Raw genomic sequence first — 18,676 nt, forward strand, 5'->3', positions numbered from 1 at the left:
GGGGTGATCGGCGAAATGTACGTGGGCGGTGCAGGTGTCGCGCGGGGTTACTTGAATCGTGCGGAGCTCAACAGCGAGCGCTTTATCACGGACATCTTCAGTGGCCATGCCGGCGCGCGGTTGTACCGCACCGGTGACCTTGGTCGATGGCTGGCAGACGGCAGCATCGAATACCTGGGCCGTAATGACGACCAGGTGAAGATTCGCGGTTTCCGCATTGAGCTGGGTGAAATCGAGGCGAAGCTGGCGGCATGCGCTGCAGTGCGCGAAGCCGTGGTTATCGCCCGTGAAGACGAGCCGGGTGACAAGCGCTTGGTGGCCTATGTGATCGCCGAGGAGGGCGCTCAACTGTCCGCCGCCGAGTTGCGCACGCAGTTGCTGGACTCGCTGGCGGAATACATGGTGCCGAGCGCGTTTGTGACGCTGTCGGCGTTCCCACTGACTACCAACGGCAAGCTCGACTACAAGGCATTGCCTTCGCCGGATTCGGCAGCGTATGCCAGCCGCGAATATGAAGCGCCCCAAGGCGAGGTCGAGACGACCATTGCCGGGATTTGGCAGGAGTTGCTGAAGATCGAGCAGATCGGTCGGCATGACAATTTCTTTGAACTGGGCGGCCATTCTCTGTTGGCCGTGAAACTGATCGAACGGATGCGCCAGGTTGACTTGGCTGCCGATGTTCGTGTGCTGTTTGGCCAACCGACCCTGGCTGCACTGGCTGCCGCCGTCGGTGAGCAACATGACGTGGTGGTGCCGCCCAATCGTATTACCCAGGATTGCCAGCGGATTACGCCGGATATGTTGCCGCTGGCCGACCTGGATCAGGCGGCTATCGACCGGATTGTCGCCACTGTGCCGGGCGGCGTGGCCAATGTGCAGGATATTTATGCCCTGGCGCCGTTGCAGGAAGGCATTCTTTATCACCACCTCGCGGCGACCCAAGGTGACCCGTACGTGCTGCAAGTGCTGTTCGACTTTGACAGCCGTGAACGACTGGACGCGTTTGCCCAGGCCTTGCAGAGCGTGGTAACGCGCAACGATATTCTGCGCACCAGCATCCTCTGGCAAGGGCTGGAGGCGCCGGTGCAAGTGGTCTGGCGCAACGCGCAGATGGCGGTCGAGGAAGTTGCGACCGACCTCGCGGCTGGGGATGTCCTGCAGCAACTGCACAGCCATTTCGATCCGCGGCATTACCGCCTGGACATCGCTCAGGCACCGCTGATGCGGCTGGCCTTCGCGCAAGACCCGGTCAATCAACGCTGGATTGGCATGCTGCTGTTCCACCACATGGCGCTGGATCACACGGCCCTTGAGGTGGTAGTGCATGAAATGCAGGCCAGCCTGATGGGGCAGACGGACCTGCTCGCAGCTGCCGTGCCATACCGTAACCATGTGGCGCAGGCGCGTCTGGGAGTGAGTCGCGAGCAACACGAGGCGTTCTTCCGCGAAATGCTCGGCGATATCGAAGAGCCGACGCTGCCGTTCGGCTTGCAGGATGTGCAAGGCGACGGCGGCGGTATCGAAGAGCAGCAGCTATTGGTCGATGACGCGCTGAGCCAGCGTCTGCGAGTGCAGGCCCGTCAACTGGGGGTCAGTGCGGCCAGCCTGGTTCACTTGGCGTGGGCGCAGGTCGTCGGTCGGGTGTCGGGGCGCGAAGAAGTGGTGTTCGGCACCGTACTGATGGGGCGGATGCAGGGTGGTGACGGGGCCGATCGTGCCCTGGGCATGTTCATCAATACGCTCCCGCTGCGCATCAGTGTCGGCGCGCAAAGTGCGCGCGCCGGGGTCAAGGCAACCCATACGCAGCTCTCGGCCTTGTTGGGGCACGAGCATGCTTCGCTGTCCCTGGCGCAACGTTGCAGTGGCGTGCCGAACTCGCTGGCGCTGTTCAGCACGCTGTTGAACTACCGACACAGCGCGTCTGAAGCGGTGTCCGAGCAGGCGGTTTCGGCCTGGCAGGGGATTCAGACACTGAGCATGGAAGAGCGGACCAACTACCCGTTGTGCCTGAATGTGGACGATCTGGGCGAGGGTTTCATGCTCACCGCGCAAGCGGTGGTCGAGGTCAGTGCGCAGCGTGTTTGCGATTACATGCATACGGCGATGGAAACGTTGGTGGAGGCGTTGGAACAAACGCCTGACGCGTCGTTGCGTAGTTTGTCGATTTTGCCGGAAACTGCGCGTGAGCAGTTGCTGGTGACGTTTAACGCCACGCAAGCCGATTACCCGTTGGAGCAGACGGTTCACGGCTTGTTTGAAGCCCAGGTGGCGCGCACCCCAGAGGCGCTGGCGGTGCTGCATGGTGCGCAGCGCTTGAGTTATCGCGAGCTGAATGAGCGAGCCAACCGGTTGGCGCATTACCTGCGCAAGCAGGGTGTACAGCCGGATTCCCGGGTGGCGATCTGCGTCGAACGTAGCCTCGATATGGTGGTGGGCCTGCTGGCGATTCTGAAAGCAGGCGGCGGTTATGTACCGCTGGATCCGGCTTATCCGTTGGACCGGATTGCCTACATGCTTGAAGACAGCACGCCGGCCGTGGTGTTGGCGCAGGCAGCCACGCTCGGGCTGCTGAGCGAAGCGTCGATGCCAGTGATCAACCTGGACAGCGAGCTCTGGCAGGACGAATCCGTGTCTAATCCGCAGGTCGCGGACCTGACCTCGTCGCACCTGGCCTACGTGATCTACACCTCGGGCTCCACCGGTTTGCCCAAAGGCGTGATGATCGAGCACCGCAATACGGTGAACTTCCTGACCTGGGCACATCGTTCATTTGACGCTGAAACCTTGGCCAAAACCTTGTTCTCCACCTCGTTGAACTTCGACCTGGCGGTCTACGAGTGCTTTGCGCCACTGACGTCCGGCGGCAGTATCGATGTCGTGACTAATGTGCTGGAACTGCAGCAGGGCGAACACGACATCACCTTGATCAACACCGTGCCTTCGGCGCTCAAGGCGTTGCTGGAATCCGGCGGATTGAGCGAAGGCGTGCACACGGTCAACGTCGCCGGTGAAGCGCTCAAGCGCAGCCTGGTGGAAAACCTGTTCGAGCAGACCCAGGTCAAGCGCCTGTGCAACCTTTACGGCCCTTCGGAAACCACCACCTACTCAAGCTGGGTGTCGATGGCTCGTGAAGACGGTTTTGCCGCACACATCGGCAAACCGGTGGCCAATACCCAGTTCTACCTGCTGGACGAGCACGGGCAACCGGTGCCATTGGGTGTGGCGGGTGAAATCTATATCGGCGGTGCCGGCGTGGCGCGGGGTTACCTGAACCGTGACGACCTGACCGCTGAACGCTTCCTCAAAGATCCGTTCAGCAGCGCTGCAAATGCACGCATGTACCGCACCGGCGACCTGGGCCGCTACCTGCCCGACGGCAACATCGAATACCTGGGCCGTAACGACGACCAGGTGAAGATCCGCGGTTTCCGTATCGAGCTGGGCGAGATCGAAGCCAAGCTCGCGCAGCATCAGGACATCAACGAAACTGCAGTGCTGGCCCGCGAAGACGTGCCGGGCGACAAACGCCTGGTCGCCTACTACACCTCGGCGCAAACACTCGACATCGACACACTGCGCCGTCACCTGCAAACCCAACTGCCGGACTACATGATTCCGGCCGCCTACGTGCACCTTGATGCACTGCCGCTGACCCCCAACGGTAAACTCGACCGCAAGGCCTTGCCGGTACCGGACCTTGAATCAGTCATCACCCGGGGCTACGAAGCCCCGCAAGGCGAAGTCGAAATCGTTCTTGCACAGATCTGGCAAAAATTGCTCGGCCTGCCGCAAGTCGGTCGCCATGACCAGTTCTTCGAGTTGGGCGGCCACTCGCTGTTGGCGATCCAATTGATATCCCAGGTGCGCTTGCAACTGGGCGTGGAACTGGGTCTGGCCGACCTGTTCGAGCACCCGCAACTCGCCGCACTGGCGCAGTCCGTGGCCCAGGCCAGTCGCAGCACCTTGCCGGACATTGTCAATGTCTCCCGCGAGGAAGACTTGCCGCTGTCGTTCGCCCAACAGCGCCTGTGGTTCCTGGCGCAAATGGAGGGTGGCAGCGCGGCTTACCACATGCCGGCCGGCTTACGCCTGCGTGGCAGCCTGGACCGCGTCGCCCTGCAACGCGCCCTGGATCGTATCGTGGCTCGCCACGAAATACTGCGCACCACGTTCGTTCAGGACCACGGCGAGGAAGCACGGCAACGCATTGCTCCAGCCGACTGCGGTTTCGCTTTGCGCGAGTACGATTTGCACGGCCAGGTCGACACCGACGCCGAACTGCAGACCCTGGCGGCGCAAGAAGCGGTCGAGCTGTTCGATTTGGAACAGGGCCCGTTGATTCGCGGTCGTTTGATTTGTCTGGATCACCAGGATCACGTACTGCTGGTGACCATGCACCATATCGTCTCGGACGGCTGGTCGATCGGCGTGCTGACCCAGGAACTGGCAGCGCTGTATAACGCCTTCTGTCACGGCCTCGACGATCCGCTGCCGGCACTGACCGTGCAATACGCCGACTATGCCGTGTGGCAACGCCGCTGGTTGAGCGGCGAAGTGATGCGCACCCAAAGCACCTGGTGGCAGCAGACCCTCGCTGAAGCTCCGGCGCTGCTGACGCTACCGACTGATCGGTTGCGCCCGGCACAGCAGGACTACGCCGGGGCTGCGCTGGCAGTGGTCCTTGATCAAGACCTGACCACCGGCCTCAAAGCCTTGAGCAAACGTCACGGCACCACGCTCTACATGACGTTGATGGCCGGCTGGGCGGCGCTGTTGAGCCGGCTTTCGGGTCAGGACGAGGTGGTGATCGGTTCGCCGGTAGCCAACCGTATGCGGGCAGAAGTCGAGGGCTTGATCGGGTTGTTTGTCAACACGCTAGCCGTGCGTGTGGATGTCTGCGGTGCGCCGAGCGTCGAAACCTTACTTGCACGGGTCAAGGCCCAGACCCTCGGGGCCCAGGCCCATCAAGACCTACCGTTCGAGCAAGTGGTAGAAGTGCTCAACCCGGTTCGTAGCCTGGCCCACAGTCCGGTGTTCCAAGCCATGTTGTCGTGGCAGAACCTGGACAGCACCGAACTGCTGCTCGATGGCCTGAAACTTGAAGGCGTGGGTGCGGCCAATAGTGTGGCCAAGTTCGACCTGTCGCTGGAACTGGGCGAAGCCCAGGATCAGTTGTTCGGCACGTTGGAGTACGCCACCGCATTGTTCGATGAGAGCACGGTGCAGCGTTACCTCGGTTATTTCGAGCGGCTGCTGCGTGCCATGGTGGCTGACGACCAGGTGCTGGTTGAACGGATTTCGCTGCTGGACGAGACCGAACGTCAGCGTTTGCTGGTCGACCTCAATGCCACGCAGTCAGCGTACCCGCACGACCAGACGATCCATCAGTTGTTCGAAGCGCAGGTCTGCGCGCAACCCGAGGCCATCGCGGTGGTGTTCGACGGTGAGCGGCTGAGCTACGCAGAGTTGAATCGCCAGGCCAACCAGTTGGCGCATCACTTGATCGGGCAGGGCATTCGCCCGGATGATCGGGTGGCGATCTGCGTCGAACGCAGTGCCGAAATGCTGGTCGGTTTGTTGGCGATCCTCAAGGCCGGCGGCGGTTACGTGCCACTCGACCCGGCGTTCCCGGCGGAACGACTGGCCTACATGCTCGCCGACAGCGCGCCGACGATGCTATTGACCCAGCGTGCGCTGCAAGCGCGGCTGCCTGCACTGGAAGTGCCGGTGGTGTTGCTTGACCACGAGGAACGGGTGCGTAGCGGCATCTCCGTCGGCAACGAGCACAACCCGGTTATCCCGACCCTGGGCGCGCGCCACCTGGCCTACGTGATCTACACCTCGGGTTCGACCGGCAACCCCAAAGGGGTCATGATCGAACACCGCGGCCTGGTCAATTACAGTGTCGATGCGGTCCGCTTGTTCGGCCTGACGCCGGCCGACACGGTGCTGCAACAGAACACCCTGAACTTCGACCTGTCGGTGGAAGAGATCTTCCCGGCACTGACCGCAGGCGCGACCCTGGCGCCCAGCCGTGTGCTCTTTGGCACGTCTCAAACCGCTGAGATCCGTCCGACGTTCCTGCACCTGACCGCGGCGCACTGGCATACCCTGGCCGCCGAATGGCACTACACCCCGGCGCTGGCTCGCGAGCAGTTGCGTGACGTGCGCCTGATCAATGTCACCGGCGACGCCTTGTCGACGCACAAGTTGCAGATGTGGGAACAGGTGCGCCCGGCGCACACGAAACTGATCAACACCTACGGTCCGACTGAAGCGACAGTGTCGTGCACGGCTGCCTACGTCACCTACGAGGGACTTAACAGCAATGCCAGCATCGGCACGCCGATGGCTAATACCCGTATTTACCTGCTCGATGCCCACCAGCAACCGGTGCCGTTCGGGGTCTCCGGCGAGATCTTTATCGGTGGCGACGGCGTGGCCCGGGGTTACCTCAACCTGGATGCAATCAGCGCCGAACGCTTTCTTGCCGACCCGTTCAGCGAACTGCCCGGCGCGCGGATGTACAAAACCGGCGACCTGGCGCGCTATCGTCCTGACGCAGGCCTTGAATACCTGGGTCGTAACGACTTCCAGGTCAAGGTACGGGGGTTCCGTATCGAACTGGGCGAGATCGAAGCCCGACTCGGCGATTGCGCCGGGGTCAAGGAAGCGGCGGTGATCGTTCGCGAAGATGCGCCGGGTGACAAACGCCTGGTGGCTTACGTGGTTGCGCACACTGGCGTGGTGCTCACCGTGGAGAGTTTGCGTGTGCAGCTATTGCCGGTGTTGCCCGAGTACATGCTACCGAGTGCGTTCGTCACCCTGGCGGCGTTGCCGCTGACGCCGAACCGTAAACTCGACCGTCAAGCGCTGCCGGCGCCCGACGGCGAGGCTTACGCCAGTCGCGCTCACGAAGCGCCGCAAGGTGCTACGCAAATCGCCCTGGCGCAGATCTGGCAGGACTTGCTCAAGGTTGAATCGGTGGGGCGTCATGACCATTTCTTCGACCTCGGCGGCCATTCGTTGCTGGTGATGCGCTTGATCTCGCAGGTGCGCCAACACCTGGGTGTGGAGCTGAACCTGGCCGATGTCTTTGCCCATCCCGAACTGGCAGCGCTGGCGCAAGTACTGGTCCAGGCCGCACGCAGCACCCAGCCCGATATCGTGCAGGTGTCTCGTGACCAGGCCTTGCCGTTGTCCTTTGCGCAACAGCGCCTGTGGTTCCTGGCGCAACTGGATGGCGCGAGTGCGGCGTATCACATTCCCACCGGCCTGCGTCTGCGCGGGGAGCTGGACAACCTCGCACTGACTCGCGCCCTGGATCGAATCGTCGCTCGCCACGAAGCCTTGCGCACCACGTTTGTACAGGAACAAGGACAGGAGCCGGAGCAACGCATTGCCCCCGCCGACATCGGTTTTGCCCTGCAATTGCAGGATCTGGCGGAGCATCCGGACGCCGAAACCGAGTTGTTGGTCATGGCTGCGCAGGAGGCTCGCCAGGCGTTTGACCTGATGCGCGGTCCGCTGGTCCGTGGTCGCCTGGTGCGCATGGCCGACGACGATCATGTGCTGCTGGTGACGATGCATCACATCGTCTCGGACGGTTGGTCGGCGGACGTGCTGACCCGTGAACTTGGCGTGCTGTATGAGGCGTTCCGCCAGGGGCAGGATGATCCGCTGCCGACCTTGCCGGTTCAATATGCCGACTACGCCATCTGGCAGCGCAACTGGCTGACGGGTGAGGTGTTGCACCAACAGGAAGTCTACTGGCAGCAAGCATTGGCTGGTGCGCCGGCGCTGCTGACATTGCCGAGCGACCGCGCACGTCCCGCGCAACAAGACTATTCAGGCAATGCCGTGGGGATCGCACTGGATGAAACCTTGACCCGCGACCTCAAGACGTTGAGTCAGCGCCAGGGCACCACGTTGTTCATGACGGTGATGGCTGCCTGGGCGACGGTGCTGAGTCGCCTGTCTGGGCAAAGTGACATCGTTATCGGTACGCCAGTAGCGAATCGTCTGCGTGCTGAAGTCGAAGACCTGATCGGTTTCTTCGTCAACACGCTGGCGCTGCGCATCGACGTGTCAGCAGGCCTGACGGTCGAAGGTTTGCTACAACAGGTGAAGGTTCAGACCCTGGGCGCCCAGGCGCACCAGGACTTGCCGTTCGAACAGGTGGTGGAGGTGGTCCGGCCGGTTCGCAGCCTGTCTCACAGCCCGGTGTTCCAGGCCATGTTGTCTTGGCAGAACAATGAAAGTGCTGGACTGGAGTTGGGCGACATGGCCCTGCAAGGGTTGGGTGTGAGCAGCCGTACGGCAAAGTTTGATGTTTTGCTGGACATGACGGAGATTGGCGGCCAACTGTTCGGCTCGCTGGAATACGCCACCGCGCTGTTTGACCAGGCAACGATGGAGCGCTATCTCGGTTATCTCGAGTGCGTATTGCGCGCCATGGTTGCCAACGAACACACCGTGCTGGCGAAAATCCCGCTGCTGAGTGACAACGAACGGCATTATCTGCTGCAAACCCTTAACGCTACAGCGGTCGAGTACCCGCAGGATTTGACTTTGAAGGGCTTGTTCGAAGCGCAGGTCGCTGCGCGTCCGGACGCTATCGCTGTGACGTATGAAAACAATCACTGGACTTACGACACCCTGAACCGCCGCGCCAACCAGGTGGCCCATCGATTGATCGCCCTGGGCATTCGTCCGGACGATCGCGTGGCGATTTGCGTCGAGCGCGGGCTGGAAATGATCGTCGGCCTACTGGGCATCCTGAAATCCGGCGCCTGCTATGTGCCGCTGGATCCGGCTTACCCGGCCGAGCGCATGGCCTACATGCTTGACGACAGTAATCCTGCGGCCCTGGTGACTCAGTTGCCTTTGCGCGACCAGTTGCCACAACTGAATGTGCCGACGCTACTGCTCGACCTGATCGACGCCAACCATGAGGCCCCTGCAACGCAGCATAACCCTGACGTCCCAGGCTTGACGTCGAGCCATTTGGCCTACGTGATCTACACCTCTGGCTCGACTGGCCAGCCCAAGGGTGTGATGGTCGAACACCGCAATGTCGCGCGCCTGTTCTCGGCGACCCAGCCTTGGTTCGACTTCGGCCCGCAAGACGTGTGGGCCTTGTTCCACTCCTTCGCCTTTGATTTCTCGGTATGGGAAATCTGGGGCGCGCTGACCCACGGCGGGCGTTTGTTGGTTGTTCCACAGTTGGTCAGCCGTTCGCCACAAGAATGCTATGCATTGTTGTGCGAGGCCGGTGTAACGGTCCTGAACCAGACGCCGAGCGCCTTCCGTCAGCTCAGTGCAGCCCAGGGCGAAAGCAACCTGACGCACAGCCTGCGGCAAGTGATTTTCGGCGGTGAAGCGCTGGAACCCGGCATTCTCAAACCCTGGTATGCCCGTGCGACTAATGCTCAGACGCAACTGGTCAACATGTACGGCATTACCGAAACAACGGTGCACGTAACCTATCGCGCGCTGAAAGCCGCGGATGCGCAACTGATAGGCGTCAGCCCGATTGGTGGGCGCATTCCCGATTTGCAACTGTATGTGCTGGATGCACAGTTTGAGCCGGTGCCAGTGGGCGTAGTCGGTGAAATGTATGTGGGTGGTGCGGGGGTCGCACGAGGTTATCTGCACCGTCCAGAACTGACGGCCGAGCGTTTCCTCAATGATCCGTTCAGCACCACCCCGAATGCACGTATGTATCGCACCGGCGATCTGGGGCGTTATTTGCCGGATGGCAACATCGCGTACCTGGGCCGTAACGACGATCAGGTCAAGATTCGCGGTTTCCGTATCGAGTTGGGCGAGATCGAGGCCCGTCTCACTGGGCACCCGGCCGTGCTGGAAGCGGTGGTGATTGCGCGCGAAGACGAACCTGGTGACAAGCGCCTGGTGGCCTATTACACCCTGCAGGCTCAAGAGCAAGCGGTGGACATTCAGGCACTGCGTACACATTTGCATGCTCAGTTGCCGGAGCACATGGTGCCGGCCGCGTACGTGCGGCTCGACGCCTGGCCACTGACTCCGAACGGCAAGTTGGATCGCAAGGTCCTGCCTGCGCCGAACCTGGATTCGTTGGTCACACACGGTTATGAGGCACCGCAAGGTTCAGTCGAAACGACCCTTTCAGAACTTTGGGCCGATTTACTCAAGGTTGAGCGGGTCGGTCGCCACGACCACTTCTTTGAACTGGGCGGTCACTCACTGCTGGCGGTCACGCTGATCGAACGCATGCGTCAGGTGGGTTTGAGTGCGGATGTGCGCGTGCTGTTCGGCCAGCCGACCCTGGCCGCGCTGGCAGCGGCAGTGGGTGGAGGAACGGAGATTGTGGTGCCGGACAATGCGATCACAACAGATTGCGAGCGGATCACCCCGGATATGTTGCCGCTGGCGACACTCTCGCAGGTTGAGATCGAGCAGATTGTCGCGAGGGTTCCCGGTGGTGTGGCAAATGTTCAAGACATCTACGCACTCGCGCCTCTACAGGAAGGGATCTTGTACCACCACCTTGCTACACAACTGGGTGATCCCTATGTACAGCAGGCGTTGTTCAACCTTCAGGATCAAGCTCGGCTGGATGCCTTCGTCAATGCGTTGCAGGGCGTGATCGGCCGCCACGACATCCTGCGCACAGCAGTACTTTGGGAAGGATTGCGTGAGCCGGTGCAAGTGGTCTTGCGCGAAACACAGCTGATTTTGGAACGGTGTGTTTTCGAGCCAGGTAGCGACATTGCCGCGCAACTTCGCGAACGCTTCGATCCGCGCCACTACCGGATTGATGTACGGCAGGCTCCATTGCTGCGCCTTGCCTATTCGTATGATGACGAACACCAGCGTTGGGTGGCCTTGTTGCTGTTCCATCACATAGTGCTCGATCACACTGCACTGGACGTGATCCAGTACGAAATGCAGGCGTACTTGTTAGGGCAGCAAGCGCAATTAGGCGCCGCTGTGCCGTACCGCAACTATGTAGCGCAGGCCAGACTCGGCATGAGCGAAAGCGCCCATGAGGCTTTCTTCAGCGACATGTTGAGCGACATCAAGGAGCCGACCTTGCCGTTTGGCCTGCACGATGTGCAGGGCGACGGGACGGGCGTCGAGCAAGCGCAACTGGTGCTGGACGAAACCTTGAGTCGCCGCTTGCGTACGCAGGCTCGACAATTGGGTGTCAGCGCGGCGAGCCTGCATCACCTGGCGTGGGCGCAGGTAGTGGCGGGTGTTTCCGGGCGAGAGGAGGTGGTGTTCGGCACCGTGCTGATGGGGCGGATGCAGGGCGGCGAGGGCGCCGATCGAGCGCTGGGACTGTTTATCAACACCTTGCCGTTACGGGTTGATGTTGGCGCAGTCGGGGCACGAGAGGGGGTGAAGGCGACGCATGCACGGCTGGCTGCATTGCTTGGGCACGAACACGCTTCGCTGGCCCTGGCACAACGTTGCAGCGGTGTAGCCGCGCCGGCGCCGTTGTTCAGCGCGTTGCTGAACTACCGACACACGGCAACCCAGGTCACCGATGATGCAGTGTCGGCCTGGAGTGGCATCGAAGGGTTGGGGGGCGAAGAGTGGAGCAACTATCCGCTGTCGCTGAACGTGGACGATCTGGGCGAACCGTTTGCGCTGACCGCATTGGTGGCCTCGCAGGTTGGGGCGAAACGGGTCTGCGATTACATGCATGCCGCACTGGAAAGCCTGGTCGATGCGCTTGAGCGTACCCCCGACGCGCCGCTGCGCGAGCTGGCCATTCTGCCGTTGGCTGAACGCCGTCAACTGTTACTTGAGTTCAATGCCACCGACGCGGCTTACCCGCATGAACAGACAGTGCACAGCCTGTTCCAGGCCCAGGTACAGGCCCGGCCTGACGCCATTGCCGTCGAACACGCAGGGCAGCAACTCACTTACGCAGAACTGGAGGCACGGGCTAACGATCTGGCGCATTACCTGCGCGAACAAGGCGTCACGCCACAGGCGCGGGTAGCGATTCTGCTGAGTCGCTCGTTCGATCTTGTCGTCAGCGAACTGGCGATTCTCAAATGCGCTGCCATCTATGTGCCGCTGGACCACCATGCACCGCAGGATCGCCAGCGCTTCATGCTGGAGGACAGCGCGGCGACGCTGATCCTGACCACCCGCGACAGAGTCGTCCCGGATGGCGTGCTGCGGGTTGATCTGGATACGCTATCGCTGGCCCGTGATGAACGGCCGTCCTTAGACGTACCGCAAGCCAGCGATACCCCGGCCTACATCATGTACACCTCCGGTTCCACCGGCCAACCGAAGGGTGTGATCGTGCCGCACCTGGCCATCGCACGATTGGCGATTAACAACGGGTACGCGGATTTTGGCACGCAAGATCGCGTGGCCTTCGCATCGAACCCGGCTTTCGACGCCAGCACTATGGAAGTGTGGGGCGCTCTGCTGAATGGCGGCCGGGCAGTGATCATTGATCACGAAGCCTTGCTCAACCCGCCGCAATTGGCCCGGGAGCTGACACAAACCGGTGTGTCGGTGCTGTTCGTGACCACGGCGATGTTCAATCAGTATCAAGTGTTGATTCCGGACGCACTGGCGGGGCTGCGCATCCTGTTGTGTGGTGGCGAGCGCGGTGATCCGGCCTCGTTCCGGCGCTTGTTGGCACATGCGCCGGCACTTCGCCTGGTGCACTGCTATGGCCCTACCGAAACCACCACCTTCGCGACCACCCATGCAGTGACTGCTGTGGCAGAAGACGCGATGACTGTGCCTATCGGCCGGCCGATTTCAAACACCCGGATCTACATCCTCAATGCCGCGCAACAACCGGTACCGGTCGGTGTGACGGGTGAGCTTTATATCGGCGGCGCGGGCGTAGCCCTGGGTTATTTGAATCGTGCGGACTTGACCGAAGAACGCTTTATCGTCGACCCGTTCGACGAACGAGCGGCGGCGCGGCTGTACCGCACCGGCGACCTTGGGCGCTGGTTGCCGGATGGCACTATCGAGTACCTCGATCGCAATGACGGTCAGGTGAAAATCCGTGGTTTCCGGATCGAGCTGGGTGAGATCGAGGCCCGGTTGCATCAGTGCCACGGGATTCGCGAAGCCTTGGTTGTGGCGCGTGAAGACAACCCAGGCGACAAGCGTCTGGTGGCGTACTACACGGTGCAGGCAACCGGTGAGACACCGGACGTCGAGACCCTGCGCTTGCAACTGCACTCGCTGCTGCCGGAGTACATGGTGCCGGCAGCGTATGTAAGGTTGGAGGCATTGCCGCTGACGCTGAACGGTAAAGTCGACGTCAGTGCGTTGCCGGCACCGGAAATGGGGGCCTATGCGAGCCGCGACTATGAAGCGCCGATAGGTGCATTGGAAACTACTTTGGCCGGCCTGTGGGCCGACGTGCTGAAGCTGGAACGGGTTGATCGCCATGATAATTTCTTTGAAATAGGTGGGCATTCGTTGCTGGCGGTCCGGCTGGTAGGTCTGCTGGCGCAGGCTGGCCTGAACCTTTCCCTGGCCGAGTTGTTCCAGCATGAAAGCGTCGCGGCGATGGCGTCGATGCTGCAAGCCCGCAGCCCGGATATCGAGGTTCAGGGTACGGTGGTGCCAGTGCGCAAGGCTGGCACGCAAAACCCGCTGTTCCTGGTGCACGAATTCAGTGGTCTCGATGTCTACTTCCCGGCGTTGGGCAAGCACATTGATCCGGATATCCCGGTTTACGGTTTGCCGGCCATTGCCTGGGGCGAGGAACAGTTGCAAACCATGGAATGCCTGGCCACCCGGCTCTTGGGTATCCTGCGTTCGGTCCAGCCCCAAGGCCCGTACCGATTGGCCGGTTGGTCGTTTGGCGGTGTGCTGGCCTATGAAATTGCCACGCAGCTCATGGGGCTGGACGAGGAGGTCGAGTTCCTCGGCCTGATTGACAGTTACTTGCCTCGGCTGGTGGATCAGGGCCGGGAGCGCTGGGCCCCGGGCGAAGCCCACAAGCTTCATCTGCTGGACCGTTGCGAAGTCTTTTGGAAAGCCCAGGCACCCGATCAAACGAACGTTGTGTCGATCCTCGACAACCTCGCCCGATTGCAGGCGCAGTTGGACAGCTTCGACTTTGAAGGCCTGGTGCAGCAATGCCGTGACGATGATGTGCTGCACCCCGAGCTGGCGGCCTACAGCGCGGCCCAGCTCTGGTACTACCTTGATCGCGAGGTTGCACATGGTCATGCACTGGCCCATTACACGGTGTATCCGATCTCCACACCAGTGCATTTGCTTATCGCCGAGACGCGTAAGGACGATGCGCCCGAGCATTGCGGTTATCTGGGTTGGGATGCCGTCCTGCCGACATCACAGTTGCACTGTGTGAGCGTGCCGGGCGACCACCAGACGATGATGCAAGTACCGCATATTCAGGTGCTGGGCCAAACCATCAGCGAAATACTGCATGCCGTTGTTGCACGTCCGGTGGCCTCGCCAGCCCAAGCCTGCTACCAACCGCTGTTGACCATTCAGGGCGGGCGCACCGGGCAGACGCCAATCTTCTGTGTTCCGGGGGCGGGAGACAGCGTGACTGGGTTTATCGGACTGACCGATGCGTTTGGCCCGGATTGGCCGATCCATGGACTGCAACACCGTGGACTGGACGGTAGCGCTGTGCCTTACAGCCTTGTGGAAACGGCGGCCGAGGCCTATCTCGAAGCTATCGACAGTGTGTACCCCGAAGGTCCGGTGCACTTGCTTGGACATTCCTTCGGTGGCTGGATTGTGTTTGAGATGGCCGCGCGTTTGCGTGCCAATGGCCGCAACGTAGCGTCGCTGACATTGATCGACAGCGAGTCACCGGGTGGCAACGGTGTGGTAGGCAAACCCTACACTGCCACCGGGGTCTTGAAACGCTTGATCGAGGCGATGCAACTCGCTTCCGGCAAGTCGCTGGGTATCGATGCCACGGCATTCGGGGCGCAGGATGATACCGGGCAGATGAGCTTGCTGCATGCGGGTATGGTGCGTGCCGGTATGTTGCCGCAGCGTTCAGCGGTCAACTCCATGTGCGGTCCGGCGCGTACCTTCGGGACAGCGTTGCGCACGGTCTATCAACCGCAACACCAATACACCGGGCCAGTGCGGTTGGTGCTGGCCAACGATCCGACACTGGATACGGCCGGTAACAAACGCGAGCAAGAACAAATGATCGAGGGATGGCGCAAGCATGTGCCCAATCTCAACATCTGGTACGGTCCAGGTAATCACTTCACCATCCTCAAAGCACCTCACGTCCATAACTTGGCAGCCTGGTGGCAGGACAGCCTTCCCCTACTTGATGAGGAGACCGCCGATGACTGCCTGTAGGCGTCCTCCCATCGTTACGAACCGTCGTCACTCAGCCGTGCCCGCGCCCCCCTGAAAAGGGGGATGCGCCCACTTTGAGCGCCGACGCATCCAAGTAACACGACGCTCCTATCAATGGACCCCGGCGGTATACCGGCCGGGCCTGACATCAACGCATTCGTGGTCATTTATGGAAAAGTCGAAGTTTCGCAAAATAGCTATCGTAAGCACACTGGTCGTGGTGGCCGGTCTGATTTTCTACAGCATTCAATCATCGGGTAAGCCTCCGGAATACCTGACCGCCACGGTTGAACGCGGCGACATCGAGAACGCGGTACTGGCAGCCGGGATTCTGCAGGGTGTAAAACAGGTAGATGTAGGTGCGCAGGTGTCGGGTCAGCTGAAATCGCTCAAGGTCAAATTGGGCGACAAAGTCACCAAGGGCCAGTGGCTGGCAGAAATCGATCCGGTGGTGTTGCAGAACTCCCTGCGTCAATCACAGGTCAATAAGGAAAACCTGGAAGCGCAGAAACGTGCGACGGCGGCGCAACTCAAGGATGCCAAGAGCACCTACGAGCGCTACAAAAGGCTGCAGTCGGATGGCGCCATTTCCAGGCAGGAATACGAGACGGCCGAGTCGAACTACCACGTACAGAGCGCCAATCTTGTTTCGCTCGATGCGCAGATCAAGGACGCCCAAATCCAGATAGAAACGGCGCGGGTCAACTTGGCCTACACCCATATCGTCGCACCCATCGACGGTTACGTGGTGGGCGTGGTGACCCAGGAAGGGCAGACCGTTATTGCTCAGCAACTGGCACCGGTGCTGCTCAAACTGGCGGATCTGGACACCATGACTGTCAAGGCGCAGGTCTCCGAGGCGGACGTGATTCATATCACCCCGGGCCAGGAAGTGTATTTCACCATCCTGGGTGAGTCGAGCAAACGCTACTACGCCAAGCTGCGTGGCACCGAGCCCGCGCCGCAGGACTTCCTGGAAACCCAAGCCTCCGGTGCGACCAAACAGAATACTGCGGTGTTTTACAACGGCCTGTTCGACGTACCGAACCCCGACCATCGCCTGCGTATTTCGATGACCGCGCAGGTGCGTATTGTCCTGGACAAGGCCAAGGACGTGTTGACGGTGCCGGTCGCGGCATTGGGCTCGAAAAACAGCGATGGCACCTACCAGGTGCGAATCCTGGACGCTCAGGGCCAGACGCAGGTGCGCAATGTGCAGACGGGGATCAATAATAACGTTCGGGCTCAGATCAAGGACGGTTTGGCCGAGGGTGACAAGGTGGTCATCGGTGAGCCGTCGCCGACTGTGGCAGGGGCCTGACGATGACGCGACCATTATTGGAACTCAAGGGCATTACCCGCAGCTTTCTCGCTGGCGAGAAGGATTTTATCGCACTCAAAGATATCAATCTGACCATTAACGCCGGCGAGATCGTTGCGATCATAGGCGCATCTGGCTCAGGAAAATCCACATTGATGAACGTGCTGGGCTGCCTGGATCATGCCAGTTCCGGTAGCTACAAGGTGGATGGGCGCGAGACCGGCGCCATGGACGACCATGAACTGGCGGCACTGCGTCGCGACCATTTCGGCTTCATTTTCCAGCGTTACCACCTGCTGCCGCACTTGAGCGCGCTGAATAATGTCGAGATGCCGGCCATCTACGCGGGCGTTGGCGAGTCGCAACGGCACAGTCGTGCCACGGAGTTGTTGGGGCGGCTGGGGCTGGACGGGCATTTGAGTAATCGGCCGAGCCAATTGTCCGGTGGTCAACAGCAGCGGGTGAGTATTGCCCGAGCCCTGATGAACGGTGGCGAGGTGATCCTCGCCGACGAACCGACCGGTGCGCTGGATACAGCCAGTGGCAGGGAGGTGATGAAGATTTTGCTTGAGCTCAATGCGGCGGGGCATACCGTGATCATCGTCACCCACGATGAGAAAGTCGCGGCCAATGCCAAGCGCATAATCGAGATCCAGGACGGCGAGATCCTCAGTGACCGCATCAACCTGGAGCGTCCGCAGGAAGATCCTTCAGCACAGGGCGAACGTCCCGCGAAGGTCAAGCAGGCGAACCGCTTGGTCGCGGGGCTGGGCTTGTTCAGCGAAGCGTTCAACATGGCTTGGGTGGCGCTGATATCGCACCGGATGCGCACATTGCTGACCATGCTCGGCATTATTATCGGTATCACCTCGGTGGTATCGATCGTGGCCATCGGCGAAGGGGCCAAGCGCTATGTACTCAAGGATATCCAGGCGATCGGCAGCAATACAATCGAGATCTTCCCGGGCACGGACTGGGGCGACAGTCGCTCGACCGCCATCGAAACCCTGGTATTGCCTGACGTCACCGCTCTCAGTGAGCAGTACTACATTGATAGCGCCACCCCGAACGTCGGCCGCAACCTGTTACTACGCTTCGAGAACATTGATGTGACCGCAACGGTCAACGGCGTCAGCGAGAGTTACTTCCAGGTGCGCGGGATCAAAATGGGCGAGGGTGTCTCGTTCGGCAAAGACGATGCCCGGCGCCAGTCGCAGGTGGTGGTGATCGACCACAACACCCGACTCAGATTGTTTGGCCCGACGGCCAACCCGTTGGGGCAGGTGATTCTGGTCGACAATCTACCGTGCACCGTGATCGGGGTGACCGAGGACAAAAAAAGCGTGTTCAACACCAGTAAATCCCTAAATGTGTGGATGCCTTACGAAACAGCGGCCGGACGGGTGTTGGGCCAGCGCTATCTCGACAGCATCACTGTGCGGATAAAGGACGGACAACCGAGCAAAGTAGTCGAGGACAATGTGGTCAAGCTTATGGAGCAGCGTCACGGTACCAAGGATTTCTATACCTACAACCTCGACAGCATTATGCAAACGGTGCAGAAAACCAGTCAGTCGCTGGCGTTGCTGCTCTCGTTGATCGCAGTGATATCGTTGGTGGTCGGGGGGATTGGGGTGATGAACATCATGCTGGTCTCGGTGACCGAGCGCACCCGTGAAATCGGGATACGCATGGCCGTTGGCGCACGTCAGTCGGACATCCGCCAGCAATTCCTGGTCGAGGCGGTAATGGTGTGCCTGGTGGGAGGAACGATCGGCATCGCGCTGTCGTTCGGGATTGGCTTCATCTTTTCATTATTGGTCAAGGAATGGCAGATGGTGTTCTCGATGAGCTCGATCATCATGGCGTTTGTCTGCTCGACGCTGATCGGTATCGTGTTCGGCTTCGTGCCGGCGCGCAACGCGGCACGCCTTGATCCGATCGAAGCCTTGGCGCGGGATTGACACTGAACCTGTGGGAGCAAGCCGCTCCCACAGGTGGCTTGACTGACTGGCG

The 18,676-nt window shown here is 60.7% G+C and carries 3 protein-coding genes (1 of these 3 cut by a window edge); all 3 read left to right on the top strand.

Annotated features, from left to right (window positions below; genetic code table 11):
- On the top strand, positions 1-15,339 hold the 3' portion of the coding sequence (locus tag GIR22_RS02885; protein ID WP_154741848.1) for a non-ribosomal peptide synthase/polyketide synthase. Its footprint begins 15,585 nt before the window's first position; the window shows 15,339 of its 30,924 coding nt (coding positions 15,586-30,924); its start codon lies beyond the left edge, outside the window; it ends in the stop codon at positions 15,337-15,339.
- Between the two features lie 169 nt (positions 15,340-15,508).
- The gene (gene macA, locus GIR22_RS02890; RefSeq protein ID WP_154741849.1) at positions 15,509-16,660 is read left to right on the top strand and encodes a macrolide transporter subunit MacA; all 1,152 of its coding nucleotides are present in this window, start codon (positions 15,509-15,511) and stop codon (positions 16,658-16,660) included.
- Positions 16,661-16,662: 2 nt separating this feature from the next.
- Positions 16,663-18,624, top strand: a complete 1,962-nt coding sequence (locus GIR22_RS02895) for a MacB family efflux pump subunit (RefSeq protein ID WP_154741850.1) — start codon at positions 16,663-16,665, stop codon at positions 18,622-18,624.
- Positions 18,625-18,676 lie beyond the last annotated feature (52 nt).

Source organism: Pseudomonas karstica, assembly GCF_009707515.1.
Lineage (GTDB): Bacteria > Pseudomonadota > Gammaproteobacteria > Pseudomonadales > Pseudomonadaceae > Aquipseudomonas > Aquipseudomonas karstica.

Coding starts and splice junctions, on each gene's coding strand:
- macA (WP_154741849.1), top strand. CDS start 15,509: ATGGAAAAGTCGAAGTTTCGCAAAATAGCTATCGTAAGCACACTGGTC.
- GIR22_RS02895 (WP_154741850.1), top strand. CDS start 16,663: ATGACGCGACCATTATTGGAACTCAAGGGCATTACCCGCAGCTTTCTC.